At 67.6% G+C, this 23531-nt stretch carries 22 protein-coding genes; 20 read left to right on the plus strand and 2 right to left on the minus strand.

The window, feature by feature from the left end:
- Window positions 1-67: 67 nt before the first annotated feature.
- The 4 genes from odhB (at window position 68) to WG898_RS14345 (ending at window position 4530) form a co-directional block, all read left to right on the plus strand.
- Complete coding sequence (gene odhB, locus WG898_RS14330; protein ID WP_339603475.1) at window positions 68-1312, plus strand: 2-oxoglutarate dehydrogenase complex dihydrolipoyllysine-residue succinyltransferase; 1245 nt, start codon at window positions 68-70, stop codon at window positions 1310-1312.
- A 15-nt stretch (window positions 1313-1327) separates the two neighbouring features.
- Window positions 1328-2752: a dihydrolipoyl dehydrogenase gene (gene lpdA / locus WG898_RS14335; RefSeq protein ID WP_339603476.1), complete on the plus strand. Its 1425-nt coding sequence runs from the start codon at window positions 1328-1330 to the stop codon at window positions 2750-2752.
- 69 nt (window positions 2753-2821) lie between these two features.
- On the plus strand, window positions 2822-3922 hold the full coding sequence (gene zapE, locus WG898_RS14340) for a cell division protein ZapE (protein ID WP_339603477.1): 1101 nt from the start codon (window positions 2822-2824) through the stop codon (window positions 3920-3922).
- Window positions 3919-4530 carry a hypothetical protein gene (locus WG898_RS14345; protein ID WP_339603478.1) on the plus strand — a complete coding sequence of 204 codons (612 nt, stop codon included), beginning with the start codon at window positions 3919-3921 and terminating at the stop codon, window positions 4528-4530. The genes zapE and WG898_RS14345 overlap by 4 nt, the downstream gene beginning before the upstream one ends.
- Before the next feature lie 3 nt (window positions 4531-4533).
- On the opposite strand, the gene WG898_RS14350 is transcribed toward WG898_RS14345, so the two are convergent.
- Window positions 4534-5301: a PP2C family protein-serine/threonine phosphatase gene (locus WG898_RS14350; protein ID WP_339603479.1), complete on the minus strand. Its 768-nt coding sequence runs from the start codon at window positions 5299-5301 to the stop codon at window positions 4534-4536.
- A 50-nt stretch (window positions 5302-5351) separates the two neighbouring features.
- Between WG898_RS14350 and WG898_RS14355 the strand changes: the two genes are divergently transcribed.
- Together WG898_RS14355 and yoaA are read left to right on the plus strand one after the other, a co-directional pair.
- Window positions 5352-5555: a YdcH family protein gene (locus WG898_RS14355; protein ID WP_339603567.1), complete on the plus strand. Its 204-nt coding sequence runs from the start codon at window positions 5352-5354 to the stop codon at window positions 5553-5555.
- A 3-nt stretch (window positions 5556-5558) separates the two neighbouring features.
- A complete protein-coding gene (gene yoaA, locus WG898_RS14360; protein WP_506546828.1) occupies window positions 5559-7586 on the plus strand; it encodes a DNA repair helicase YoaA in 2028 nt (675 codons plus the stop codon).
- A 36-nt stretch (window positions 7587-7622) separates the two neighbouring features.
- Here yoaA and WG898_RS14365 read toward each other — a convergent pair whose 3' ends face one another.
- Complete coding sequence (locus WG898_RS14365) at window positions 7623-8483, minus strand: outer membrane protein assembly factor BamD (RefSeq protein WP_339603480.1); 861 nt, start codon at window positions 8481-8483, stop codon at window positions 7623-7625.
- 96 nt (window positions 8484-8579) lie between these two features.
- Between WG898_RS14365 and WG898_RS14370 the strand changes: the two genes are divergently transcribed.
- The 14 genes from WG898_RS14370 to hflX all read left to right on the plus strand — a co-directional run bounded on the left by WG898_RS14370 (window position 8580) and on the right by hflX (window position 23531).
- Window positions 8580-9521, plus strand: coding sequence for an RluA family pseudouridine synthase (locus tag WG898_RS14370; RefSeq protein ID WP_339603481.1), 942 nt, complete (start codon window positions 8580-8582; stop codon window positions 9519-9521).
- A gap of 321 nt (window positions 9522-9842) precedes the next feature.
- Window positions 9843-10508: an SMC-Scp complex subunit ScpB gene (gene scpB, locus WG898_RS14375; RefSeq protein WP_444718946.1), complete on the plus strand. Its 666-nt coding sequence runs from the start codon at window positions 9843-9845 to the stop codon at window positions 10506-10508.
- Window positions 10505-12535, plus strand: a complete 2031-nt coding sequence (locus tag WG898_RS14380) for a pseudouridine synthase (RefSeq protein WP_339603483.1) — start codon at window positions 10505-10507, stop codon at window positions 12533-12535. Before scpB ends, WG898_RS14380 begins: the two co-directional genes overlap by 4 nt.
- Window positions 12536-12640: 105 nt before the next feature.
- The gene (ndk, locus tag WG898_RS14385; RefSeq protein ID WP_285232921.1) at window positions 12641-13066 is read left to right on the plus strand and encodes a nucleoside-diphosphate kinase; all 426 of its coding nucleotides are present in this window, start codon (window positions 12641-12643) and stop codon (window positions 13064-13066) included.
- 64 nt (window positions 13067-13130) lie between these two features.
- Window positions 13131-14252, plus strand: a complete 1122-nt coding sequence (rlmN, locus tag WG898_RS14390; RefSeq protein ID WP_339603484.1) for a dual-specificity RNA methyltransferase RlmN — start codon at window positions 13131-13133, stop codon at window positions 14250-14252.
- A 35-nt stretch (window positions 14253-14287) separates the two neighbouring features.
- A complete protein-coding gene (gene pilW / locus WG898_RS14395; RefSeq protein ID WP_339603485.1) occupies window positions 14288-15088 on the plus strand; it encodes a type IV pilus biogenesis/stability protein PilW in 801 nt (266 codons plus the stop codon).
- A gap of 10 nt (window positions 15089-15098) precedes the next feature.
- Complete coding sequence (locus WG898_RS14400) at window positions 15099-15992, plus strand: helix-turn-helix domain-containing protein (protein ID WP_339603486.1); 894 nt, start codon at window positions 15099-15101, stop codon at window positions 15990-15992.
- Window positions 15993-16031: 39 nt separating this feature from the next.
- Complete coding sequence (gene ispG / locus WG898_RS14405; protein WP_339603487.1) at window positions 16032-17315, plus strand: flavodoxin-dependent (E)-4-hydroxy-3-methylbut-2-enyl-diphosphate synthase; 1284 nt, start codon at window positions 16032-16034, stop codon at window positions 17313-17315.
- Between the two features lie 2 nt (window positions 17316-17317).
- Window positions 17318-18628 (plus strand): histidine--tRNA ligase, encoded by a 1311-nt coding sequence (hisS, locus tag WG898_RS14410; protein ID WP_339603488.1) that lies wholly within the window; start codon window positions 17318-17320, stop codon window positions 18626-18628.
- A 48-nt stretch (window positions 18629-18676) separates the two neighbouring features.
- Window positions 18677-19348 (plus strand): YfgM family protein, encoded by a 672-nt coding sequence (locus WG898_RS14415; RefSeq protein ID WP_339603489.1) that lies wholly within the window; start codon window positions 18677-18679, stop codon window positions 19346-19348.
- Window positions 19345-20475: an outer membrane protein assembly factor BamB gene (bamB, locus tag WG898_RS14420; protein ID WP_339603490.1), complete on the plus strand. Its 1131-nt coding sequence runs from the start codon at window positions 19345-19347 to the stop codon at window positions 20473-20475. Before WG898_RS14415 ends, bamB begins: the two co-directional genes overlap by 4 nt.
- Before the next feature lie 48 nt (window positions 20476-20523).
- A complete protein-coding gene (der, locus tag WG898_RS14425; protein ID WP_339603491.1) occupies window positions 20524-21861 on the plus strand; it encodes a ribosome biogenesis GTPase Der in 1338 nt (445 codons plus the stop codon).
- An 80-nt stretch (window positions 21862-21941) separates the two neighbouring features.
- A complete protein-coding gene (gene hfq / locus WG898_RS14430) occupies window positions 21942-22187 on the plus strand; it encodes an RNA chaperone Hfq (protein ID WP_285232912.1) in 246 nt (81 codons plus the stop codon).
- A gap of 48 nt (window positions 22188-22235) precedes the next feature.
- Window positions 22236-23531, plus strand: a complete 1296-nt coding sequence (hflX, locus tag WG898_RS14435; protein ID WP_339603492.1) for a GTPase HflX — start codon at window positions 22236-22238, stop codon at window positions 23529-23531.

A 23531-nucleotide genomic window follows, 5' to 3' on the forward strand; every position in this document is an offset into this window, starting at 1 on the left:
ACGGCGCCCTGTGCCTGAGTGGCCGGTGCGCCCTTGCAGCAGCTGCAAAAGAATCGAAAGAACCATCATGGCAATCGTAGAAGTCAAAGTCCCCCAGCTGTCCGAGTCCGTGGCCGAAGGCACGCTGCTGAACTGGAAGAAGAAGCCCGGCGAGGCCGTCGCCATCGACGAAATCCTGGTTGAGATCGAAACCGACAAGGTGGTGCTGGAAGTGCCCGCACCCTCGGCCGGCGTGATGGCCGAGATCGTCAAGGCCGACGGTTCCAGCGTCGTCAGCGAGGAAGTCATCGCCCGCATCGACAGCGAAGGCAAGGCCAGCGCCGTGGCCGCACCGGCCGCCGCTGCCCCGGTGGCAGCTGCCGCTGCCGCTCCCGCCGCGGCCGGCAAGGGCGATGTCGCCATGCCCGCCGCCGCCAAGATCCTGGCCGAGAAGGGCCTGGCCGCCACCGACGTGGCCGGCTCCGGCAAGGACGGCCGCGTGACCAAGGGTGACGCCCTGGCCGCTTCGGCCAAGCCGGCGGCCGTGGCCGCACCGGTGGCCGTGGCCGCCGCGCCCGCCGTCGCCAAGCCCCTGCCGTCGGTGGCCGCACCGACTGCGCAGAATCTTGGCGACCGCCCCGAGCAGCGCGTGCCGATGACGCGTCTGCGTGCCCGCGTGGCCGAGCGCCTGCTGCAGTCGCAGGCCACCAATGCCATCCTGACCACGTTCAACGAAGTGAACATGGCGCCGGTGATGGAGATGCGCAAGAAGTTCCAGGAGAAGTTCGAAAAGGAGCATGGCGTCAAGCTCGGCTTCATGAGCTTCTTCGTCAAGGCCGCGGTGGCCGCGCTGAAGAAGTACCCGGTGCTGAACGCATCGGTGGACGGCAATGACATCGTCTACCACGGCTACTTCGACATCGGCATCGCCGTGGGTTCGCCGCGCGGCCTGGTGGTGCCCATCATCCGCAATGCCGATCAACTGAGCTTTGCCGACATCGAGAAGAAGATCGCCGAATTCGGCCAGAAGGCCAAGGAAGGCAAGATCTCGCTGGACGACCTGACCGGCGGCACCTTCTCGATCTCCAACGGCGGCACCTTCGGTTCCATGCTGTCCACGCCCATCATCAACCCGCCGCAATCGGCCATCCTGGGCGTGCATGCCACCAAGGACCGTGCCGTGGTTGAGAACGGTCAGGTGGTGGTGCGCCCGATCAACTATCTGGCCATGTCCTATGACCACCGCATCATCGACGGCCGCGAAGCCGTGCTGGGTCTGGTGACCATGAAGGAAGCGCTGGAAGATCCGGCCCGCCTGCTGTTCGACATCTAAGCCAAGAGACGATTTATGAGCGCTGTTAAGCAATTCGACGTCGTCGTCATCGGCGGCGGCCCCGGCGGCTATATCGCCGCCATCCGCGCGGCCCAGCTGGGCTTCAACGCGGCCTGCGTGGACGAGTGGAAGAACGAGAAGGGCGGCCCGGCACCGGGTGGCACCTGCACCAATGTCGGCTGCATTCCCTCCAAGGCCCTGCTGCAGTCCAGCGAGCATTACGAGCACGCCAGGCACCACTTTGCGGACCACGGCATCTCGACCGGTGAGGTCACGATGGACGTGGCGAAGATGCTGGGCCGCAAGGACAGCGTCGTGAAGCAGAACAACGACGGCATCCTCTACCTGTTGAAGAAGAACAAGGTCAGCTTCTTCCATGGTCGCGGCAGCTTTGTGGGCGCCAAGGATGGGCTCTACGAACTCAAGGCTGGTGAGGAAACCGTGCTGGCCAAGCATGTGATCCTGGCCACCGGCTCCAACGCCCGCGCACTGCCGGGCACGCCCTTCGACGAGGAGCTGGTGCTGTCCAACGACGGTGCCTTGCGCGTGGGCGCCGTGCCCAAGAAGCTGGGCGTGATCGGCTCCGGCGTGATCGGCCTGGAGCTGGGTTCGGTGTGGCGCCGCCTGGGTGCCGAGGTCACGGTGCTGGAGGCCATGCCGGCCTTCCTGCCCGCGGTGGACGAAGCGGTGGCCAAGGAAGCCGCCAAGATCTTCAAGAAGCAGGGCCTGAAGATTGAGCTGGGCGTCAAGATCGCCGCCGTCAAGACGAGCAATGATGGTGTTAGCGTGTCCTATGCCGATGCCAAGGGCGCCGAGCAGACGCTGGCGGTGGACAAGCTCATCGTCTCCATCGGCCGCGTGCCCAACACCATTGGCCTGAACCCCGAGGCCGTGGGCCTCAAGCTGGACGAGCGCGGTGCCATCGTGGTGGACGACGAGTGCAGGACCAATCTGGCCCATGTCTGGGCGGTCGGTGACGTGGTGCGCGGCCCCATGCTGGCGCACAAGGCCGAGGAAGAGGGCGTGGCCGTGGCCGAGCGCATCGCCGGCCAGCATGGCCATGTGGACTTCGACATCATCCCCTCGGTGATCTACACCAGCCCCGAGATTGCCCAGGTCGGCAAGACCGAGCAGCAGTTGAAGGCCGAAGGTCGCGCCTACAAGTCCGGCCAGTTCCCCTTCCTGGCCAATGGCCGCGCGCGCGCGCTGGGCGACACCAGTGGTTTCGTGAAATTCCTGGCCGACGCCAAGACCGACGAGATCCTGGGCGTGCACATCATCGGCCCCTTCGCCTCGGAGCTGATCTCGGAGGCCGTGGTGGCGATGGCCTTCAAGGCCTCTAGCGAGGACATCGCACGCATCTGCCATGCGCATCCCTCGCTGTCCGAGTCCACCAAGGAAGCGGCCCTGGCCGTGGACAAGCGCACGCTCAACTTCTGATGCGTGCTTGAGCGAAGCAAGGAAGAAAGGGGCGGCGCGGGTCGCCCCTTTTCATTGGGAATCTTCTGAATGACTTCGGTCACCGAGCTTTACCAGCAGACACTCGCCGAGCGCGGCTACAGCGCCGATCCGGCGCAGCTGCGCGCGGTGGCGGCACTGCAGCGCTGCCAGGACGAATGGGCCGACTACAAGGCGCGGCGCAGCAATGCCGTCACCAAGCTCCTGGTGCGGCCGCCGCTGCCGCGCGGCGTCTATATGTACGGCGGGGTGGGGCGGGGCAAGAGCTTTCTGATGGACTGCTTCTTCCAGGCAGTGCCGCTGACCCGCAAGACCCGCCTGCATTTCCACGAGTTCATGCGCGAGGTGCACCGCGAGCTGCAGGATCTGAAGGGCATTGCCGATCCGCTGGAGGAGCTGGGTCGCCGCATTGCCAAGCGCTTCCGCCTGATCTGCTTCGACGAGTTTCATGTCGCCGACGTCACTGATGCGATGATCCTGCACCGGCTGCTCGACTCGATGTTCAAGCACCGCGTCTCCATCGTCACCACCTCCAATTTCCACCCCGACGGCCTCTATCCCAACGGCCTGCACCGCGATCGCATCCTGCCCGCGATCGCACTGCTCAAGGACAAGCTGGAGGTCATCAACGTCGACAACGGCACCGACTACCGCCAGCGCTCGCTCGAGCATGTGGAGCTCTACCACTGCCCGCTCGACGCGTCGGCCGATGCGGCGCTGAGCCGCGCCTTCGAATCGCTGGCCGAGGCGCGCGACGAGGATCCGCTGCTGCATATCGAGCACCGCGAGTTGCGTGCGGTGCGGCGAGCCGGCGGCGTGGTGTGGTTCGACTTCCGCACCCTGTGCGGCGGACCGCGCTCGCAGAACGACTACCTGGAGCTGGCGACGCAGTTCCACACCCTGATCCTGGCCAATGTGCCCGAGATGCCGCCGCGCCTGGCCAGCGAGGCACGCCGCTTCACCTGGCTGGTGGATGTGCTCTACGACCGTCGCTGCAAGCTCGTCATCTCGGCCGCCGTGCCGCCGGAGCGGCTCTATACCGAGGGTCCGCTGGCGCATGAGTTCCCGCGCACCATCTCGCGCCTGCAGGAAATGCAGTCGCAGGAATACCTCTCGCTGGAGCGGCGCGAGGTGGATACTTCGCTGACATGAAGCGCGCATTGCTGGCCCTGCTTTGCTTGTTATCGTCCCTGGCCTGGAGCCAGGGCGAGCTTGGCCATGAGGTCATCGAGGCCAGATACCAGAGCGAGCTGAAAGCCTGTGCCGAGCGTTTTGCGGTGACGGCCTGCCGCGACGCGGCGCGTCAGCGGCGCCAGCAGGCGCTGCAGCCCTTGCTGGAGCGCGAGCGGCGCGAGGCCGCGGACGCGCGCGCCCAGCAGGCACAGGAACAGCGCGAGCGCATCCAGCTCAAGCAGCAGGAGGCGGCCGCGCAGGAGGGGCGCAAGCGCACCGAGGCGGTGTTGGGCTTCCAGAGCGAGCCGGCCTCGGCACCGGCCTCGGCGCCGCGCCCCACGCGCGCCAATCCGGAAACGCACGCGCGGCAGCTCAAGGCACGCGATGCGCAGGCCGAGCAGACGGCGCAACAGCAGCGCGAGCAGGCCATGCTGAGACAGCAGCGTCTGCGCGACCACCAGGCCCTCGTGGGCAAGCGCGTGGCCGAGCGCGCCGCAAAGAAAGCCTCGGCTGCGCCCTTGCCGGTGCCGGCCGCGTCGACGATTGCGGCGCTGCCGCCGATGCCGGCCAGCGCGCCCGCGCGCTGAGCGTCAGCCGAGCGCTTCCACCCGCACGATGGCGAGCGAGAGGTTGTCGCCACCGCCGCGCGCGCGCTGACGGGCCTTGCTGATCAGCAGCTCGGCGGCTTCGCGCGGCGGCAGGCTGTGCAGCACGGTGCCGAGCTCGCGCGGGTTGAAGTAGTGCCAGAGGCCGTCGCTGCAGGAGATCAGGCTGTCGCCCACTTCCAGTCGCTCGATGAAGTCCTCGGCGGGCACGGGTTCGGTCACAGTGCCCAGGCAGCCGGTCAGCAGATTGGATTGCGGGTGCACGGCCGCCTCGGCCTCGGTGATCTGTCCTTCATCCAGCAGGCGCTGTACATAGGACTGGTCCATGCTGCGCTTGAGCATGTTCGGGCCGCGGAAATGATAGATGCGCGAGTCTCCGGTGTGTATCCAGTAGCAGCGCCGGTCCGGGCAGATCAAATAGGCCGCCAGCGTGCTGTGCGGCTCTTCCTCTGCCGAGATGGCGGTCAGCTTGATCATCAGATGCGCTTCCGAGGCGATCTGGCGCAGCAGCTCGGCCGCATCTTCCTCGCCGGGAACAAAGCGCTCGAACAGCTGCTGCGCCGTCAGCACCACCTGGTCGGCGGCCTTGCGGCCGCCGCTCTTGCCGCCCATGCCATCGGCGAGCACGGCCAGCAGGCAGCCGCTGCTGCGGCCGTGGCTGATGATCTCGACTTGATCTTGTTGATAGAGGCGGTCACCGCGGTGGATGCCGGTCGCAGCGTTCAGGCGAAAGCCAGGGGGAGTGCGGCTCATCCGAAAACTATAATCGCGAATCAATGCTCAAAGCGTCGCTCGGTCGGCCCATGGATGAAGAACTTCACTCTCTGTCGCGCCGCCTGATTGAATTGCGCATCGAGCACGCCGACCTCGATGGGCTGATCGACGCGGTGACTCAGACCACGCCGCTGGACGAGCTGCAATTGCGCCGCCTGAAAAAGCGCCGCCTAGCCTTGCGAGACCAGATCACCCGACTGGAGATCGCCTGCGATCCCGATGAGCCGGCATAGCGCTTGAACTCACATACCGAACTCACTGCCGAGCTGGCCCCTTCAGAACTGGAGCAATGGGTGGCGGCCGCCTTCGACGCCGGCGGCCCGCTGTCAAGATCTGACCCCGGCTATGCGCCGCGTGCGCCACAGCTGGCGATGGCGCAGGCGGTGGCGCGCGCCGTGGCGTGCCGCGAGACCCTGGTGGTGGAGGCGGGCACCGGCGTGGGCAAGACCTTCGCCTATCTGGTGCCGGCCCTGCTTTCGGGTGGCCGGGCCCTCATCAGCACCGCCACCAAGAGCCTGCAGGACCAGCTCTTTCTGCGCGACCTGCCGCGCCTGTGCGATGCACTTGGCGTGCCGGTGCGCATGGCCCTGCTGAAGGGGCGCGGAAGCTATCTGTGCCTGCACCGCATGAACCATGCGCGCGTCAGCGCCGAGCTGCCCGATCGCCGCGCCGTGCTGGCGCTGGCGCGCATCGAGCGCTGGGCACAGCAGACGCGCAGCGGCGACTTTGCCGAGCTGGACGGGCTGGACGAGCGCTCGCCGGTGATCCCCATCGTCAGCTCCACGCGCGACAACTGCCTGGGCAGCGAGTGCCCGGAGTTCCGTGCCTGCTTTGTCGTGAAGGCGCGGCGCGAGGCCATGGAGGCCGATGTGGTGGTGGTGAACCACCATCTCTTCTTTGCCGACATGACGCTGCGCGATACCGGCGTCGCCGAGCTCCTGCCCAGCGTGGACATCGCGATCTTCGACGAGGCGCACCAGCTGGCCGAGGCCGGCGTGCAGTTCCTCGGCACCAATCTGGGTACCTCGCAGCTGATCGACTTTGCGCGCGACCTGCTGGGCCTGGGGCTGGCGCAGGCGCGCGGCCTGCAGGACTGGCAGGCCTTGCAGGCCATGCTGGAGCGCGCCGCGCGCGAGCTGCGCCTGGCCTGCGCCGGCCCGATGCGCGAGGTGCGCGGCCTGCTCAAGCTGCGCTGGCAGGACCGCGCCGGCCGGCCCGGCTTTGCCAGCGCCCTGGCCGAGCTGGCCTGCGCGGTGGACGAGGTGCTGGAGGCGCTGGCCAGCGTGGTCGAGCTGTCGCCCGACTTCAAGCGCCTGCAGGAGCGCGCCCAGCAGTTCGGCGAACTGGCGCGCCTGTTCTCGGCCGAGCCCGCGCCGGGCGAGGTGCGCTGGATCGACCTGAGCCCGCACCAGGCGCGCCTGGTCGAGTCGCCGCTGGACATCCGCGCGGCCATGCAGGAGCAGCTGCAGGCCGCGCCCAAGGCCTGGGTCTTCACCTCGGCCACCCTGGGCGATGACGAGCGCCTGAGCTGGTTCACCGAGCCGGCGGGCCTGGACGACGCCACCGTGCTGCGCGTGGGCAGTCCCTTTAATTACCCCGAGCATGCGCGCCTCTACATCCCGCGTCGCTTCCCCAAGCCCTCGGAGCCCGATCATGCGCAGGAGGTGGCGGCACTGGCGGCGCGCTGCGCGCGTGCGCTGGGCGGGCGCTGCTTCGTGCTGACCACCACCTTGCGCGCCCTGCAGACGATTGGCGATGCCTTGCGTCAGAGCTTCGACGAGGGTGGCGATGGCATCAAAGTGCTGGTGCAGGGGGCGGCGCCCAAGCGCCTGCTGCTGCAGCAGTTCCAGGCCGACCCGCGCGCCGTGCTGGTGGGCTCGGCGAGTTTCTGGGAGGGCATCGACGTGCCGGGCGACGATCTGCAATGCGTGCTGATCGACAAGCTGCCCTTTCCCCCGCCCAGCGATCCGCTGGTGGAGGCGCGCGTGCAGCGCCTGGAGCAGGCGGGCCGCAATGCCTTTGCCGAATACTTCATCGCCGAGGCGGCGATCGCGCTCAAGCAGGGTGGCGGGCGCCTGATACGCACCGAGAGCGATCGCGGCCTGCTGGTGGTTTGCGATCCGCGCATGGCTGGCATGAACTACGGCCGGCGCCTGTGCGCTGCCTTGCCACCGATGACGCTGCTGGCCGAGGAGGCCGAGGCACTGGCCTGGTTGGAGCAGCTGGCCGAGCGGCGCGCGGAACGGGCACAAAAAAGCGCGTGACTCGCACGCGCTTTTTGTCCGTTCCTCAGGCTGCGATCACCAGAACTGCCACCAGGCCTTGTTCTTGGCACGCGCGTCCAGGCCGCCCGCCAGATAGGCGCTGTTGGGGAAGTTGGCCTTGAGCACGCGCACGGCATCGTCGCGCAGCGGCGCCAGACCCAGCTTGTCGTAGCTCTGCGTCAGGATGTAGAGCGCTTCTTCCACCGCCGGGGCGTATTGGAATTCCTGCATCGCCTGCTGGGCACGGTTGGCCGCGGCCACATAGGCGCCGCGCTTGAAGTAGTAGCGCGCCACATGCACTTCGTAGTCGGCCAGGCTGTTGGTGATGAAGTCCACGCGCACCCGCGCATCCTCGGCATACCTGGACTCGGGGAATTGGTCCACCACCTGGCGGAAGGCCTGCAAGGCGTCGCGCGAAGCTTGCTGGTCGCGCTCGGTGACGTCCTGGCGCGCGATGCGGCCGAACAGGCCCAGGTCTTCGTTGAAATTGACCACGCCCTTCATGTAGAGCGCGTAGTCCATCGCCGGGCTGGAGGGGTTGAGCTTGATGAAGCGATCCAGGGTGCTGACGGCCTGGGCGCGTTCGCCGCTCTTGTAATAGGCCCAGGCCAGATCGAGCTGGGCCTGCTGAGCCATCAGGGTGCCGGCGGCGCGGCCTTCGAGGCGCTCCAGCGACTTGATGGCGCGCTCGTAGCTGCCGCCGGCGATGTCTTCCTTGGCCTCTGCGTACAATTTGTCCAGGCTGGCCTGGGAATTGGGATCGTCCTTGGGAGACGAGGAGCAGGCCGCCAGACCAAGGGCCAGGACGGCGGCCAGCAGAGCAGCGCTTCGGCGTCCCTTGGAACCAGCAGACACCGGCGTCGCATGACGCTTCTTCTTCACCCAGTTTTCGATCATGGTCCCCGGCGCACAGGCGCCACCTTCAGCTGAATACGGAGCGGCGATTATATGGTTCAGGCCTTGCCTGTTGATGAAGGCTCAGGCCTGGATGGAATGGACGCGGCCGATGTCGAGGCCGAGGTCGAGACGCGCGTGGCACAGGTGGACGAGGGCTGGCACTTGCAGCGCCTCGACAAATTCCTCGTGCAGCTGGCGCCGGAGTTCTCGCGCAACCATCTGCAGGGTCTGATCGAGCGCGCCTGCGTCAGCGTGAATGGCGTGCAGGCCGCATCGGCCGCGCAGAAGTTGCGTGCCGGCCAGCGGGTGCTGGTGAGCCTGCAGCCCACCGAGGAAAGCAAGGCCTTCCGCGCCGAGCCCATGGAGCTACAGCGGGTGTTCGAGGACGAGCATGTGCTGGTGCTCGACAAGCCCGCCGGCGTGGTGGTGCACCCGGCGGCCGGCAATTGGTCGGGCACCATCATGAATGGGCTGCTGGCGCATCACGCGCCGGCCGCGGCGCTGCCGCGTGCCGGCATCGTGCATCGCCTGGACAAGGACACCTCGGGCCTGATGGTGGTGGGCAAGACGCTGGAGGCGGTGACGGCGCTGTCGCGCATGATTGCGGCGCGCGAGGTGCATCGCGAGTACCTGGCGCTGGCCGCGGGGCGGGTGCCAGAGAGTCTGGTGATCGAAGCGCCGTTGGCGCGCGACCCGGTCTCGCGCGTGAAGATGGCGGTGCTGGCCAGTGGCAAGCCCTCGCGCACCGATGTCTTCTGCCTGGCTTGGTCGGAGGGCATCTCGGCCCTGCATTGCGTGCTGCACAGCGGCCGCACCCACCAGATCCGCGTGCATCTGGCCTCGCGGGGCTTTCCGCTGGTGGCCGATGCCCTCTACGGCGGCGCGCCCGCCTTGGGGCTGAAGCGCCAGGCCCTGCATGCGGCACGCCTGAGCTTTGCCCATCCGATCAGTGGCGAGGCCCTGCGCTTTGATGCGCAATTGCCACAGGATTTGGCATCTGCCTGGGCTCTTGCCGGCCTGCCGGCGCCGGAGTTCTGACCGAACGTCCGCAACAAGGCTACAATCGCGCCATCGTTGACGCTGCGTGCGCCAGCACCGGGGGCTCTAGTGACCCGGTGGCGCCGAACAGCCGGGCAGTTACCGAGTCGTCATGCGTCCGTGAGGGCGCACGCTCAGCCCCAGCATCGCAGGCCCTGATGGGCCCCACTGACTATCCGACGCCCCGCAAATGGCGATAGACCGTGACAACGCTCGACCTCAGGGTCGGGACAGGCATAACAGTCGATGAATACACAGGATGCAAAACGCGTCCTCGAGACTGCACTCATCTGCGCGCAGCAGCCGCTGACCTTGCGCGAGATGCGTGTCCTGTTTGCCGATGAGATCGGCGCGGACAGTCTGCGCACGCTGCTGGACGAGTTGTGCCGCGATTGGGATGGGCGTGGCGTGGAGTTGGTGACGGTGGCCTCGGGATGGCGTTTCCAGAGTCGGCCCGAACTGCGCGAGTACCTGGACCGGCTGAACCCGGAAAAGCCGCGCCGCTACTCGCGGGCCGTGATGGAGACCCTGGCCATCATTGCCTACCGGCAACCGGTGACGCGTGGCGATATCGAGGATATCCGCGGTGTGGTGGTCTCGACCGAGATCATCAAGCAACTGGAAGACCGCAGCTGGATTGAAGTGATCGGCCACCGTGAGGCGCCTGGGCGGCCGGCCCTGTATGCAACGACAACGCAGTTCCTGGATGACCTCGGTCTGGCCAGCCTGGAACAACTGCCGGCGCTTGAATTGACCGGCAGCGACCAGGCCGAGGCCCTGGCGCAGGTGGCGCAGGCCTCCTTGCTGGACGAAGAGGCAGTGCAACAACAAGAACCCGGCGCGGCCGACCCTCAGGTCGCCGCTGCCGCCGAAGAATCCCCAGGCGTGCCTGTGCCCGAGCTAGCTGCCGAGTACGAGCCCGCATCCGAACCGGCCCCGCCGGCTCCTGAGTCTGAGGCCACCGACAAGGTGCAAAGCGACGCATGAATTCCAACGACACCGATCCCAAGCCCGAAGGCGGCGCTCCCGAGGCAAGCGAGACGCCCAAGCGCAAACGCGCACCGGCCCGTGCCAAAGCGGTTGAGGGTGCCGAGGCGGTAGCCGCGGCCGCCGAGGCCGAAGCCAAACCGGTGAAGCCGCGCGCGCCGCGCAAGACGGCCGCCAAGAAGGTCGCTGTGCTGGCCGAAGAGTCGGCCGCCGCGCCGGTGACCGAGCCGGTGATCGAGCCTGCGGCCGAGACGCCGCCTGCCGAGGCGCCCAAGCGCCGTGCCCCGCGCAAGACTGCTGCCGCCGCCGCCGAAGCGTCGGCCGCCCTTGCCCCGGTGCAGCTGGACCTGGCGCCGGCCGCGCCGGTGGCTGGCGAACCCCTGCCTGCCGAGTCGGCAGCCGAGGGCGCCGAGGCTGGTCAGGAGGCTCAGGAAGCCCAGGACGGCGAGCTGCGCCAGGGCCGCAATCGCCGCCGCAATCGCCGCGGCCGTGGTGGTGAGGCGGACGAGGGCGCGCCGCGTGCCGAAGCCCCGCGCGTGCAAGTCGATGTGGCGCCCGAGCAGGTGCTGGCCGAGGTGGGCGAGCGTTTTGCCCAGGTGCTCGCCGGCGAGTACGACGAGAACGCGCCCGTGGAGGAGCCCACGGAAGAGGTGCAGGACAGCAAGCGCGTGCTGGCGCCCGAGCCCGATGCGCCCAAGCTGCAGAAGGTGCTGGCGCAGGCCGGCGTCGGCTCGCGCCGCGATATCGAGGACATGATTGCCGAGGGCAAGATCACGGTGAACGACGAGGTCGCTCACATCGGTCAGCGCATCTCCTTTGGCGACCGCGTCAGCGTGGCCGGCAAGCCGATCAAGGTGCGCATCTCGCCGCCGGCGCCTCGCATCATTGCCTATCACAAGCCCGCCGGCGAGGTGGTTACCCACAACGACCCCGAGGGTCGCCCGACGGTGTTCCGCCGCCTGCCCAAGCTCTACCAGGGCAAGTGGCAATCGGTGGGGCGCCTGGATCTGAATACCGAAGGCCTGCTGCTGTTCACCAACTCGGGTGAGCTGGCCAACCAGCTGATGCACCCGCGCTTCGGCGTGGAGCGCGAGTACGCGGTGCGCGTGCTGGGCACGCTGACCGACGAACAGCGCGCCAAGCTGCTCAGCGGCGTGGAGATCGACGGCCAGGCCGCCAGCTTCAAGAGTATCGAAGATGGCGGCGGCGAGGGTGCCAACCACTGGTATCGCGTCATCATCACCGAGGGTCGCAACCGCGAGGTGCGCAAGCTCTTCGACGCTGTGGGCCTGGCGGTGAGCCGCCTGATCCGCATCCGCTACGGCACTGTGGTGCTGCCGCGCGGCCTCAAGCGCGGCGTCTGGGTGGAACTGGACGACAACGATGTGCGCGTGATCCGCGGCCTGGCGGGCCATGTGCGCGAGAACCGTGGCGAGCGCGGTGAACGTGGCGAGCGTGGCGCCGAGCGTGGCGAGCGCGCACCGCAGCGCGGCAATGATCGCAATGACAAGCAGCGCGGCGGCGGCAACAACCGCCGTGCCGACGGCCGCCATGCCGGCGTGGGGCCGCGCCCCAGCCGCCCGGACCGGCCCGAGCGTCCTGGCGACCGGCCCGATCGGCCGGACCGCCCCGAGCGCGCACCGCGCGAGGAACGCTTTGTCGACAACCGCGACAGCGCTGCCGACCGCGACGATCAGGACGACGACTTCATTCCGCGCAACGTCAATCCGCTGGAGCAGACCTTCGACCGGCGCTTTGCCGGCAAGTCGCGCGGTTTCCCGCAGGGCTTCGGCCATGGCGGCAGCGGCCCCCGCGGTGGTGGTGGCGGTGGCGAGCCGCGCGGCGGCCGCGGCCCCGGCAAGGCCGGCGACGGCCCGCGCCAACCCGACCCGATGCAGACCTCGGTGGGCTATATCGGCGCCGATGCTTTCCATGGCCGTGGTGGACGCCGCGGTGGTGGTGGCGGCGGCGGCGGGCGTTCCGGTGGCGGCGGCGGCCGCTCGGGCGGCGGCGGTCGCCATCGCTGAACCAAAGCATTCCTTGGCGGGCCTGCGTCAGGCTGACATCAGGCCCGCAACTTCACACAGTACAATGCAAGGCTTTGCCAAGCCTCAGATTTCAGGAGAAAAACCATGGCTATCGAACGCACCCTTTCCATCATCAAGCCTGATGCCGTGGCCAAGAATGTCATCGGTCAGATCTACAGCCGCTTCGAAGGCGCTGGCCTGAAGATCGTGGCCGCCAAGATGGCCCACCTCTCGCGTGGCGAGGCCGAGGCCTTCTACGCCGTGCACAAGGCCCGCCCCTTCTTCAATGACCTGGTCAACTTCATGATCTCCGGTCCCGTCATGATCCAGGCGCTGGAAGGCGAGAACGCGATCCTGAAGCACCGCGACCTGATGGGCGCCACCGACCCGAAGAAGGCCGAGAAGGGCACCATTCGTGCCGATTTCGCCGACAGCATCGACGCCAACGCCGTGCATGGCTCGGACGCCGCTGAAACCGCCGCCGTGGAGATTGCATTCTTCTTCCCCGGCATGAACGTTTACAGCCGCTGAACGGCGCATCGCCTCTTGTCGCGCTGGCCTCAAGAGGCCAGCATTGACGAGAAGGGGCACACACATGGACGCGGTCAACCTGCTTGGATTCGATCTCGAAGGCTTGGCTGCGTACTGCGAGCAGCTGGGGGAAAAGCGCTTTCGCGCTACCCAGCTGTTTCGCTGGATCCATCAAAAAGGGGCATCTGACTTTGCGCAGATGTCCGATCTGGCCAAGTCGCTGCGCGACAAGCTGGCCGGCCGGGCGCATATCGCGGCGTTGCCGGTGATCTCCGAGCACCTCTCCGCCGACGGTACGGTCAAGTGGCTGTTCGACGTGGGGCAGGGCAATGCCGTCGAGGCGGTGTTCATTCCCGAGGACGACCGTGGCACGCTGTGCGTATCCAGCCAGGCGGGCTGCGCCGTGGGCTGCCGCTTCTGCTCCACCGGCCACCAGGGCTTCAGCCGCAATCTCGAGACCTCCGAAATCGTCGCCCAGCTCTGGTATGCCGAGCACAGCCTGCGCAAGCGCCTGAACAGCCAGGAGCGCGTCATCTCCAATGTGGTGATGATGGGCATGGGCGAGCCGCTGCAGAACTACGGCGCCCTGGTGCCGGCCCTGCGCGTGATGCTGGATGATCATGGCTACGGCCTCTCGCGCCGCCGTGTCACCGTTTCCACCTCGGGGGTGGTGCCGATGATCGACCGCCTGCGCGAGGATTGCCCGGTGGCGCTGGCGGTGTCGCTGCATGCGCCCACCGATGCGCTGCGCGACCAGCTCGTGCCGCTCAACAAGAAATACCCGATCGCCGAGCTGCTGGATGCCTGCAAGCGCTATCTCGACAAGGCGCCGCGCGACTGCATCACCTTCGAGTACTGCATGCTCGACGGCGTGAACGACACGCCCGAGCAGGCGCTGGAGCTGGTCAAGCTCTTGCGTGGGCATGTGTCATGCAAGATCAACCTGATTCCCTTTAACCCCTTCCCGGCCTCGGGGCTGAAGCGTTCGCCGCGCGAGCGCGTGATGGCATTTGCCGAGCTCTTGATCAAGGCCGGCATCGTCACCACCGTGCGCAAGACGCGCGGCGACGATATCGATGCCGCCTGCGGTCAGCTGGCCGGCGAGGTGCAGGACCGCACCCGCGCGCATGTACGCATGGTGCGCGCGCCGGTTGTGGTCAAGAATGGTGCTGGCAAGTCCTCCTAGTCCACCACTCAGACGGTAAGCACATGGCCTCTTCGATGCAGCGCATTTCTTCCGGCGTCAAGCCCTTGCTGGCGGGACTGGTCCTGGCTGTCATGGCGGGATGTGCCGGCATGGCCGGCAACGCTGGCCAGCAGCCACGCACCGAGAGCGATCAGACCGACGCCGACCGGCGCGCCAATGTGCGCCTGGAGCTGGCCGGTGGCTATTTCTCGCGCGGCCAGTACAGCACCGCGCTGGACGAGGTGAAGCTTGCCCTGCAGGCCAAGCCCGGCATGACCGAGGCCATCAATCTGCGCAGTCTGATCTTTGCCGCCATGGGCGAGCCCGAGCTGGCCGAGGAGGGCTTCAAGAGGGCGCTGAGTCTGGCGCCCAAGGATGCCGACACGGCGCACAACTACGGCTGGTTCCTGTGCCAGGGCGAGCGCTGGCAGGCCGCCAACGCGCAGTTCGAGGCCGCGCTGGCCCAGCCGCAGTACCGCTTTCCCAGCCGCACCCTGCTGGCGCGCGGCGTGTGCGAGGCGCGCGCCGGCCAGCTGGGCGATGCCGAACGTAGCCTTGCCAAGGCCTTCGAGCTTGATCCCGCCAATCCGGCGGTGTCGGTGAACCTGGCCGAGGTGCTGCTGCGCCTGGGGCAGCCGGACCGTGCGCGCTTCTATGTGCGGCGCGTGAACGCCCTGGCCGAACAGATCAACGCCTCCAGCCTCTGGCTGGAGTTGCGCGTGGAACGCCGTCTGGGCAATACCGCCAGCGTGGAGGACCTGGGCCAGCAACTGCGTCGACGCTATCCGCAGTCGGCCGAGGTCGCGGCCCTCAACAGCGGTCGATACGATGAATGAGGGACATCGCATGACTTCCATGGTGACCGACGAGGCGCCGCCGGTGTCTGCGCCTGCCGTGCCTAGCGTGGCTGGTGCGCCGCTCACCGCTGGCGCCGCCCTGCAGGCCGCGCGCCGCGCCCGCGGGCTGCACATCGCCGCGCTGGCCGCGATGCTCAAGGTGCCGCAGGCCAAGCTGGAGGCGCTGGAGGCGGATCGCATCCAGGACCTGCCCGACGCGACCTTTGCGCGCGCCCTGGCCACGGCGATGTGCCGTGCGCTCAAGACCGATGCGGCGCCGGTGCTGGCGCTGCTGCCCAAGGGCAACGAGGCGGGGCTCGAACGTGTCACGCGCGGCCTGAATCAACCCTTCCGCGACCGCTCCGGGCGCGAGGAGGGCCTGTCGCTGGAGCTGCTCAAGCGGCCGGTGGTGTTGGGGACGGCAGGGCTGCTGTTGGCCGCCGCCCTGGTCTACCTGGTGCCCGGTGCCTGGCTGACGGCATGGACCGAGCGTGCCGATACCACCGCGGGGAGCGCTGCAACGACCACGACCACGAGCGTACCCAGCCAGCCCATGCCCGAGCCAACGCCCGTGGTGCAGGAGCCCGTGCAGTCATTGGCGCCTAGCGCCTCTACGCCCGCGGAGCCGCTGCCCGCACCGCTGGCGCAGGCCGTGCCGGCGGATGCTGCCGCGCCATTGCGCGTTCGCACCAGCGCCGACTCCTGGGTCGAGGTGGTCGACGCCAAGGGTCAGGTCTTGCTGTCGCGCGTGTTGCATGCGGGCGAGCAGGCCGAGCTGGGCGGCCAGCTGCCCTTGAGGCTGCGCATCGGCAATGTGGCCGGCACCGAGCTGAGCTACAAGGGCAAGCCGGTGGACCTGGTGGCGCAGGCGCGCGACAACGTGGCGCGCTTCGAGCTGAACTGAATCTGGACGACATAAGCAGGGCCCGCCGCCCGACCGACGATGAGTGATGAGCCCAAGACCCTGAATCCCGCCGCCGTGGCGATTGCTGCTGCGCGCCCGGGTCGCCGTGTGACTCGCCAGGCCAGCGTGCGCTGGGGTGCGCGCGTGGTGACCATAGGCGGCGATGCGCCGGTGCGCGTGCAGTCGATGACCAATACCGACACGGTGGACGTGATCGGCACTGCCATCCAGATCAAGGAGCTGGCGATCGCCGGCTCGGAGCTGGTGCGCATCACCGTCAACACGCCCGAGGCCGCCGAGGCGGTGCCGCATATCCGCGCCCAGCTCGACCGCATGGGCATCGATGTGCCCCTGGTGGGCGACTTCCATTACAACGGCCATCGCCTGCTGAGCGAGTATCCCGAGATGGCCCAGGCCCTCTCCAAATACCGCATCAACCCCGGCAATGTGGGCAAGGGCGACAAGCGCGACCGCCAGTTCGCGCAGATGATCGAGGCCGCCATCCGCTACGACAAGGTGGTGCGCATCGGCGTCAACTGGGGCAGCCTGGACCAGGAGCTGCTTGCCCAGATGATGGACGAGAACGCTAAAGCGTCCGAACCCTGGGATGGCCAGCAGGTGATGTACCAGGCGCTGATCCAGTCGGCGCTGTCCTCTGCCGACTATGCCCGCGAGCTGGGCATGAACCCCGACAACATCATCATCAGCTGCAAGGTCAGCGGCGTGCAGGACCTGATCTCGGTCTACCGCGCGCTCAGCGAGCGCTGCGACTACGCCCTGCACCTGGGCCTGACCGAAGCCGGCATGGGCACCAAGGGCACGGTGGCCTCCGCGGCGGCCCTTTCCATCCTCTTGCAGGAGGGCATAGGCGACACCATCCGCGTCTCGCTCACGCCCCAGCCCGGCGAGGCCCGCACCCAGGAGGTGGTGGTGGCGCTGGAGATCCTGCAGTCGCTGGGCCTGCGCGCCTTCAATCCCAGCGTGACGGCCTGCCCCGGTTGCGGCCGCACCACCAGCACCACCTTCCAGGAGCTGGCCAAGCAGATCGACGACTATCTGCGCGCGCAGATGCCGGTCTGGCGCAGCAAGTACCCGGGCGTCGAGAACATGAAGGTGGCGGTGATGGGCTGCATCGTCAACGGCCCCGGCGAGAGCAAGCATGCCGACATCGGCATCAGCCTGCCCGGCACCGGCGAGGCGCCCGCCGCTCCCGTCTTCATCGATGGCCAGAAGGCCCTGACCCTGCGCGGCGAGAACATCGCCAGCGAGTTTCACGCCCTGGTCGAGAACTACATTGAGAAGCGCTTCGGCGTCGCCGTTTGAGAATGACTGAGCAAAAGAAGTTGCAGCCCTTGCAGGCCGTCAAGGGCATGAACGACATCCTGCCGCCGGAATCGGCGCGCTGGGAATGGCTGGAGGCCAAGATGCGCAGCGTGCTGCAGCGCTATGGCTACCAGAATGTGCGCACCCCCATCGTCGAGCCGACCGCGCTGTTCGTGCGCGGCATCGGCGAGGTCACCGACATCGTCGAGAAGGAGATGTACGCCTTCGAGGACCGGGCAGACAAGCATGGCCAGGCCGAGCATCTGGCGCTGCGCCCCGAGATGACGGCGGGCGTGGTGCGCGCCATGACCGAGCATTCCTTCCTGCGCGACTCGGGCCGCCGCCTCTACTACTTCGGCCCGATGTTCCGCCGCGAGAAGCCGCAGAAGGGACGCTACCGCCAGTTTCACCAGATGGGTGTCGAGGCGCTGGGTTTTGCCGGCCCGGACGTCGATGCCGAGGTGATCCTGATGGGCAGCCGGCTGCTGCGCGAGTTGGGCCTGGTGGAGGGTGAGCACTTCACGCTCGAGCTGAACTGCCTCGGCGAGGTGACCGAGCGCCGCGCGCACCGCGAGGCCCTGATCGCCCATCTGGAGCAGCACAAGGAGCTGCTCGATGAGGACAGCCAGCGCCGCATGTACACCAACCCGTTGCGCGTGCTGGACACCAAGAACCCGGCCCTGCAGGCCATGGCCAATGCCGCGCCCAAGCTGCTGGACTTTCTGGGCGAGGCCTCGCTGGCGCATTTCAACGGGGTGCGCGCCATCCTTGACGCGGTGGGCGTGGCCTACCGCATCAACCCGCGCCTGGTGCGCGGCCTGGACTATTACAACCTCACCGTGTTCGAGTGGGTCACCGACAAGCTGGGCTCGCAGGGCACGGTGTGCGGCGGCGGCCGCTACGACGGCCTGATCGAGCAACTGGGCGGCAAGCCCGCGCCGGCGGTCGGTTTCGGCATGGGCTTCGAACGCATGCTGCTGCTGCTGGAGGAGGTGGGTGTGGCGCCGGACGCACCGGTGCCCGATGCCTATGCCATCGTGCCCTCGGCGCAGGGCCTGGCGCAGGTGATGGTGGCGCTGGAAGGTCTGCGTGCCGCCGGCGTGGCGGTGCTGCTGCACCCCGGCCAGGGCAGCATGAAGTCGCAGTTCAAGAAGGCCGATGGCAGCGGCGCGCGCGTGGCCCTGATCTTCGGCGCGGACGAGCTGGCCCAGGGCCTGGTGGCGGTCAAGCCGCTGCGCGATGCGCAAGGCCAGCAAGTCACCCGCCCGCTCGCCGACGTGACGAGCTGGGCGCATGAGCTGCGCAACGCATAATCGCGGCTTGGTTTTCATTCCCTCTCTCTTGCAATAGAACGATTCCACATGGCGTCTCATCTCGATCTGGAAGAACAGGAACAGCTGGACCAGCTGAAGGCGTTCTGGAACAGCTACGGCAATCTCATCACCTGGGTGCTGACTCTGGCATTGGCCGCCTATGCCGGCTGGGTCGGCTGGGGCTGGTGGCAGCGTGACCAGGCCGTCAAGGCCGCGGCCATGTACGACGAACTCGATCGCGCCGTGCAGGCCGGCGAGGTGGACAAGGCCACGCGCGTGTTCGCCGATCTGAAGGACCGCCACCCGCGCACCACCTATGCCGCCCAGGCCGCCCTGCTGGCCGCCAAGCTGCAGGCCGACAAGGGCCAGGCCGACAATGCCCGTGCCAGCCTGGAATGGACCGCCGCGAACGCGCATGCCGATGAATACCGCGATCTGGCACGCCTGCGCCTGGCCGGCCTGCAGCTGGACGCCAAGCAGTACGACGAGGCCGCCAAGACCCTGGATGCGGTGAAGTCGGTTGATTTCGCCGCCCTAGTGGCGGACCGCCGTGGCGATCTGGCCTTGTTGCAGGGCAAGCCCGAGCTCGCCAAGGCCGAGTTCCAGAAGGCCTATGCGGCGCTGGACAAGACCCTGGACTACCGCCGCCTGGTGGAAGTGAAGCTGGCCAGCCTGGGTGTGGCCGTGGCGGACGATGCCGACAAGAAGGTGGCGCAATGATGATGTCGTTCCGCCGTGGCGCGCCCGCCCTCTTGAGCCTCGCCCTGCTGGCTGGCTGCTCGATCTTCGGTTCCTCCAATGCGCCCAAGCCGGCCGCGCTGGAAACCATCACGCCGCAGATTGCCGGCCGCCAGGTCTGGCATAGCAGCGTGGGCAGCGTGCAGTTCCCGCTCGCCATCACGGCGCGCAACGAGCAATTCTTCGTCGCCGGTTCCGACGGTGCGGTGATGGCCTTGCAGGCCGGCAACGGCCAGCTGCTGTGGCGTGCCGAAGTGGGCGAGCGTCTCAGCGCCGGCGTGGGCAGCGACGGCCGCTTTGCCGCGGTGGTGACGCGTGGCAACGAGGTGGTGCTGCTGGATGCCGGCAAGGTGTTGTGGCGCAAGGCGCTCAAGACCCCGGTGACGACCGCGCCGCTGGTGGCGGGCGAGCGCGTCTTCGTGCTGACGGTGGACCGCGTGGTGCATGCCTTCGACGCGCTGGACGGCCGCCGCCTGTGGGAGCTGCGTCGTCCCGGCGATGCCTTGACGCTGGCGCAGGCCGGCGTCATCACCAGCTACAAGGACACCCTGGTGGTGGGGCAGGGCGCCCGCATGGCCGGCGTGGACCCGCTCAAGGGCACGCTGCAATGGGAGGCCAGCGTGGCCAATCCGCGCGGCACCAATGAGGTGGAACGCCTGGCCGATCTGGTCGCGCCGGCACTGCGTACCGGCGAGCTGATTTGCGCGCGCGCTTTCCAGTCGGCCGTGGCCTGCATCAATGCCGACCGCGGCACCACGCTGTGGAGCCGCAATGTCGGCGGCGGCCAGGGCGTGGGCGGCGACGCCCAGCTGGTGGTGGCGGCCGATGGCTCGGACCGCATCACCGCCTGGAACACCCGTAACGGCGACGTGCAGTGGACGGCCGAGCAGTTCCTCAACCGCAAACTCAGCGCCCCGCTGGTGCAGGGGCCGACGATTGTGTTCGGCGACTTTGAAGGCCAGCTGCACTTCATTTCGCGCGACACCGGCAAGACCCAGCTGCGCCTGCCCACCGATGGTTCGCCCATCGTCGGCGCGCCGGTGCTGGCCGGCAACACCCTGCTGGTGGCCACGCGCAACGGCGGCTTGTTTGCCTTCCGGCCCGAGTGAGCGTGCGCCAGCGCTTGAGCAGTACCCTTAGCTGAAAAGAACAACAAGATGAAACCCGTGATTGCCCTGGTGGGCCGCCCCAATGTGGGCAAGTCCACCCTCTTCAACCGGCTCACCAAGAGCCGGGACGCCATCGTGGCCGACTTTGCCGGCCTCACGCGCGACCGGCACTATGGCGATGGCCGCCTGGGTGACCGCGAGTTCATCTGCATAGACACGGGCGGCTTCGAGCCCGACAGCACCACCGGCATCGTCAAGGAGATGGCCAAGCAGACGCGCCAGGCCGTGGCCGAGGCGGATGCGGTGGTGTTCGTGGTGGATGTGCGCACCGGCCTGTCCGGGCAGGACCAGGACATTGCGCGTTATCTGCGCCAGGCCAACAAGCGCATCTTCCTGGCCGTCAACAAGGCCGAGGGCATGAGCGACTCGCCGCTGCTGGCCGAGTTCCACGAGCTCGGCCTGGGCGAACCGCACCCGATCTCGGCCGCGCATGGCCAGGGCATACGCAGCCTGCTGGACGCGGTGCTGGAGGGCTTCGACGGCGCCGAGGAGTTCGGTGCCGGCCCCGAGGACGAGAGCACCATCCGCATCGCCGTGGCGGGCCGCCCCAATGTGGGCAAGAGCACGCTCATCAACACCTGGCTGGGCGAGGAGCGCCTGGTGGCCTTTGACATGCCGGGCACCACGCGCGATGCCATCAGCGTGCCCTTCGAGCGTAACGGCCAGAAGTTCCAGCTCATCGACACCGCCGGCCTGCGCCGCAAGGGCAAGGTGTTCGAGGCGATCGAGAAGTTCTCGGTGGTCAAGACCCTGCAGGCGATTGCCGACGCCAATGTGGTGCTGCTGCTGATCGACGCCACCCAGGGCGTGACCGACCAGGACGCGCATATCGCCGGTTACATCCTCGACAGCGGCCGCGCCGTGGTGGTGGCGATCAACAAATGGGACGCGGTGGACAGCTACCAGCGCGAGACCCTGACGCGCTCGATCGAGACGCGCCTGGGCTTCCTGAAGTTCGCCACCATCCTGCATATCTCGGCGCTGAAGCGGCAAGGGCTGGCACCCTTGTGGAACGCCATGGCCGACGCCTATGCCTCGGCCTACAAGAAGATGACCACGCCGGTGCTGACCCGCCTGGTTCAGGAGGCGGTGCAGCACCAGACGCCCAAGAAGGTGGGCCATTTCAGGCCCAAGATGCGCTATGCCCACCAGGGCGGCATGAACCCGCCCATCGTGGTGATCCACGGCAATTCGCTGGACCATGTCACCGAGGTCTACAAGCGCTACCTGGAAGGGCGCATCCGCGCCCACTACAAGCTCACCGGCACGCCGCTGAAGATTGAGCTGCGCTCGTCCAAGAATCCGTTTGACGAAAAAGACAGCTGAGCCGCAAGCACGGGGAAACCCGCGCCTGTGTTAAGGTGGCGGCTCTCTCTCCAACCCTCTCTCACAACACGGAGCATATCGTGAGCAACAAAGGACAACTCCTGCAAGATCCCTTCCTGAACCTGCTGCGCAAGGAGCATGTGCCGGTGTCCATCTACCTGGTCAACGGCATCAAGCTGCAAGGGCATATCGAGTCCTTTGACCAGTACGTGGTGCTGCTGCGCAATACCGTGACGCAAATGGTTTACAAGCACGCCATCTCCACCGTGGTGCCCGGCCGTGCCGTGAACTTCCACGCCAGCGACAGCCCCGAAGCCACTACCTGAGGCCGCTAGTCTCGCGCCCACAAGGCGTGAGCGCGATTACTCAACACCTTGAGTTCTTCCACATCTCCGCAGTCGCCGCCGCCCTCCGAGGCGGCGCGCGCCATTCTTGTGGGCGTTGATTTCGGCCGTAGCGGCCATCACGCCGGCGCCTTCGACCCCACCCTGGACGAGCTGGCCCTGCTGGCCGAATCGGCCGGCGATACCGCCGTGGCCCGCGTGGTGGCGCGCCGCCAGGCGCCCGACGCCGCGCTCTTCGTCGGTTCCGGCAAGGCCGACGAGATCAAGCTGCTGGTGGACGCCCACCAGGCCCATACCGTGCTGTTCGACCAGGCGATCTCGCCGGCCCAGCAGCGCAATCTGGAGCGCGTGCTGGGTGTGCCGGTGGCCGACCGCACCGCCTTGATCCTGGAGATCTTCGCCGCCCGCGCCAAGAGCCACGAGGGCAAGCTGCAGGTGGAGCTGGCGCGCCTGCAATACCTGGCCACGCGCCTGGTGCGGCGCTGGAGCCATCTGGAGCGCCAGAGCGGCGGCATCGGCATGCGAGGCGGCCCGGGCGAGGCGCAGATCGAGCTCGATCGCCGCATGATCGACGAGCGCATCAAGACCATCAAGGAACGGCTCAAGAAGGTGCAGCGCCAGCGCAGCACGCAGCGCCGCGCTCGCAGCCGCAACGGCGTGTTCAAGGTCTCGCTGGTGGGCTATACCAATGCCGGCAAGTCCACGCTCTTCAATGCGCTGGTGAAGGCGCGTGCCTACGCGGCCGACCAGCTCTTCGCGACGCTGGACACGACCACGCGCTCGCTCTACCTCGAGGCCGCCGGCGCCAGTGTCTCGCTGTCCGATACCGTGGGCTTCATCCGCGATCTGCCGCACAAGCTGGTGGAGGCCTTCCAGGCCACGCTGCAGGAGGCGGCGGATGCCGACCTGTTGCTGCATGTGGTGGATGCCGCCTCGCCGGTGCTGGACGAGCAGATGGTGGAAGTGGAGCGCGTGCTGGCCGAGATCGGCGCGGGCGACATTCCGCAGATCCTGGTCTACAACAAGCTCGACAAGCTCGAGGACAACCAGCGCCCGCGCACCCCGCAGGACTGGATCGAGCGCGATGGCGGCGAGCGCGTCGCGCGTGTATTCGTCAGCGCACTGACCGGCGAGGGCCTGGATGTGCTGCGCCAGCAGATCGTGGCGGCTATGTCCAGCATGGCCGAGCTCGCGGCGGGGCAAGATGTGACCCCGGCGGACTTGAACTCGCCGGCCGCGGCCCCAGATGAGCAAGGTTTGCCGTCCGGAGACCCCTCCATTTGGCCCGAGAATGACGACTCGGCCGTATTCCCACCACAGGCATGA

This window comes from Paucibacter soli, from assembly GCF_037482845.1.
Lineage (GTDB): Bacteria > Pseudomonadota > Gammaproteobacteria > Burkholderiales > Burkholderiaceae_C > Paucibacter_B > Paucibacter_B soli.

Coding starts and splice junctions, on each gene's coding strand:
- ndk (WP_285232921.1), top strand. CDS start 12,641: ATGGCTATCGAACGCACCCTTTCCATCATCAAGCCTGATGCCGTGGCC.
- odhB (WP_339603475.1), top strand. CDS start 68: ATGGCAATCGTAGAAGTCAAAGTCCCCCAGCTGTCCGAGTCCGTGGCC.
- der (WP_339603491.1), top strand. CDS start 20,524: ATGAAACCCGTGATTGCCCTGGTGGGCCGCCCCAATGTGGGCAAGTCC.
- WG898_RS14365 (WP_339603480.1), bottom strand. CDS start 8,483: ATGATCGAAAACTGGGTGAAGAAGAAGCGTCATGCGACGCCGGTGTCT.
- WG898_RS14415 (WP_339603489.1), top strand. CDS start 18,677: ATGGCGTCTCATCTCGATCTGGAAGAACAGGAACAGCTGGACCAGCTG.
- WG898_RS14370 (WP_339603481.1), top strand. CDS start 8,580: ATGGACGCGGCCGATGTCGAGGCCGAGGTCGAGACGCGCGTGGCACAG.
- hisS (WP_339603488.1), top strand. CDS start 17,318: ATGACTGAGCAAAAGAAGTTGCAGCCCTTGCAGGCCGTCAAGGGCATG.
- ispG (WP_339603487.1), top strand. CDS start 16,032: ATGAGTGATGAGCCCAAGACCCTGAATCCCGCCGCCGTGGCGATTGCT.
- WG898_RS14380 (WP_339603483.1), top strand. CDS start 10,505: ATGAATTCCAACGACACCGATCCCAAGCCCGAAGGCGGCGCTCCCGAG.
- pilW (WP_339603485.1), top strand. CDS start 14,288: ATGCAGCGCATTTCTTCCGGCGTCAAGCCCTTGCTGGCGGGACTGGTC.
- WG898_RS14355 (WP_339603567.1), top strand. CDS start 5,352: ATGGATGAAGAACTTCACTCTCTGTCGCGCCGCCTGATTGAATTGCGC.
- bamB (WP_339603490.1), top strand. CDS start 19,345: ATGATGATGTCGTTCCGCCGTGGCGCGCCCGCCCTCTTGAGCCTCGCC.
- rlmN (WP_339603484.1), top strand. CDS start 13,131: ATGGACGCGGTCAACCTGCTTGGATTCGATCTCGAAGGCTTGGCTGCG.
- lpdA (WP_339603476.1), top strand. CDS start 1,328: ATGAGCGCTGTTAAGCAATTCGACGTCGTCGTCATCGGCGGCGGCCCC.
- WG898_RS14345 (WP_339603478.1), top strand. CDS start 3,919: ATGAAGCGCGCATTGCTGGCCCTGCTTTGCTTGTTATCGTCCCTGGCC.
- WG898_RS14350 (WP_339603479.1), bottom strand. CDS start 5,301: ATGAGCCGCACTCCCCCTGGCTTTCGCCTGAACGCTGCGACCGGCATC.
- zapE (WP_339603477.1), top strand. CDS start 2,822: ATGACTTCGGTCACCGAGCTTTACCAGCAGACACTCGCCGAGCGCGGC.
- WG898_RS14400 (WP_339603486.1), top strand. CDS start 15,099: ATGACTTCCATGGTGACCGACGAGGCGCCGCCGGTGTCTGCGCCTGCC.
- scpB (WP_444718946.1), top strand. CDS start 9,843: ATGCGTGTCCTGTTTGCCGATGAGATCGGCGCGGACAGTCTGCGCACG.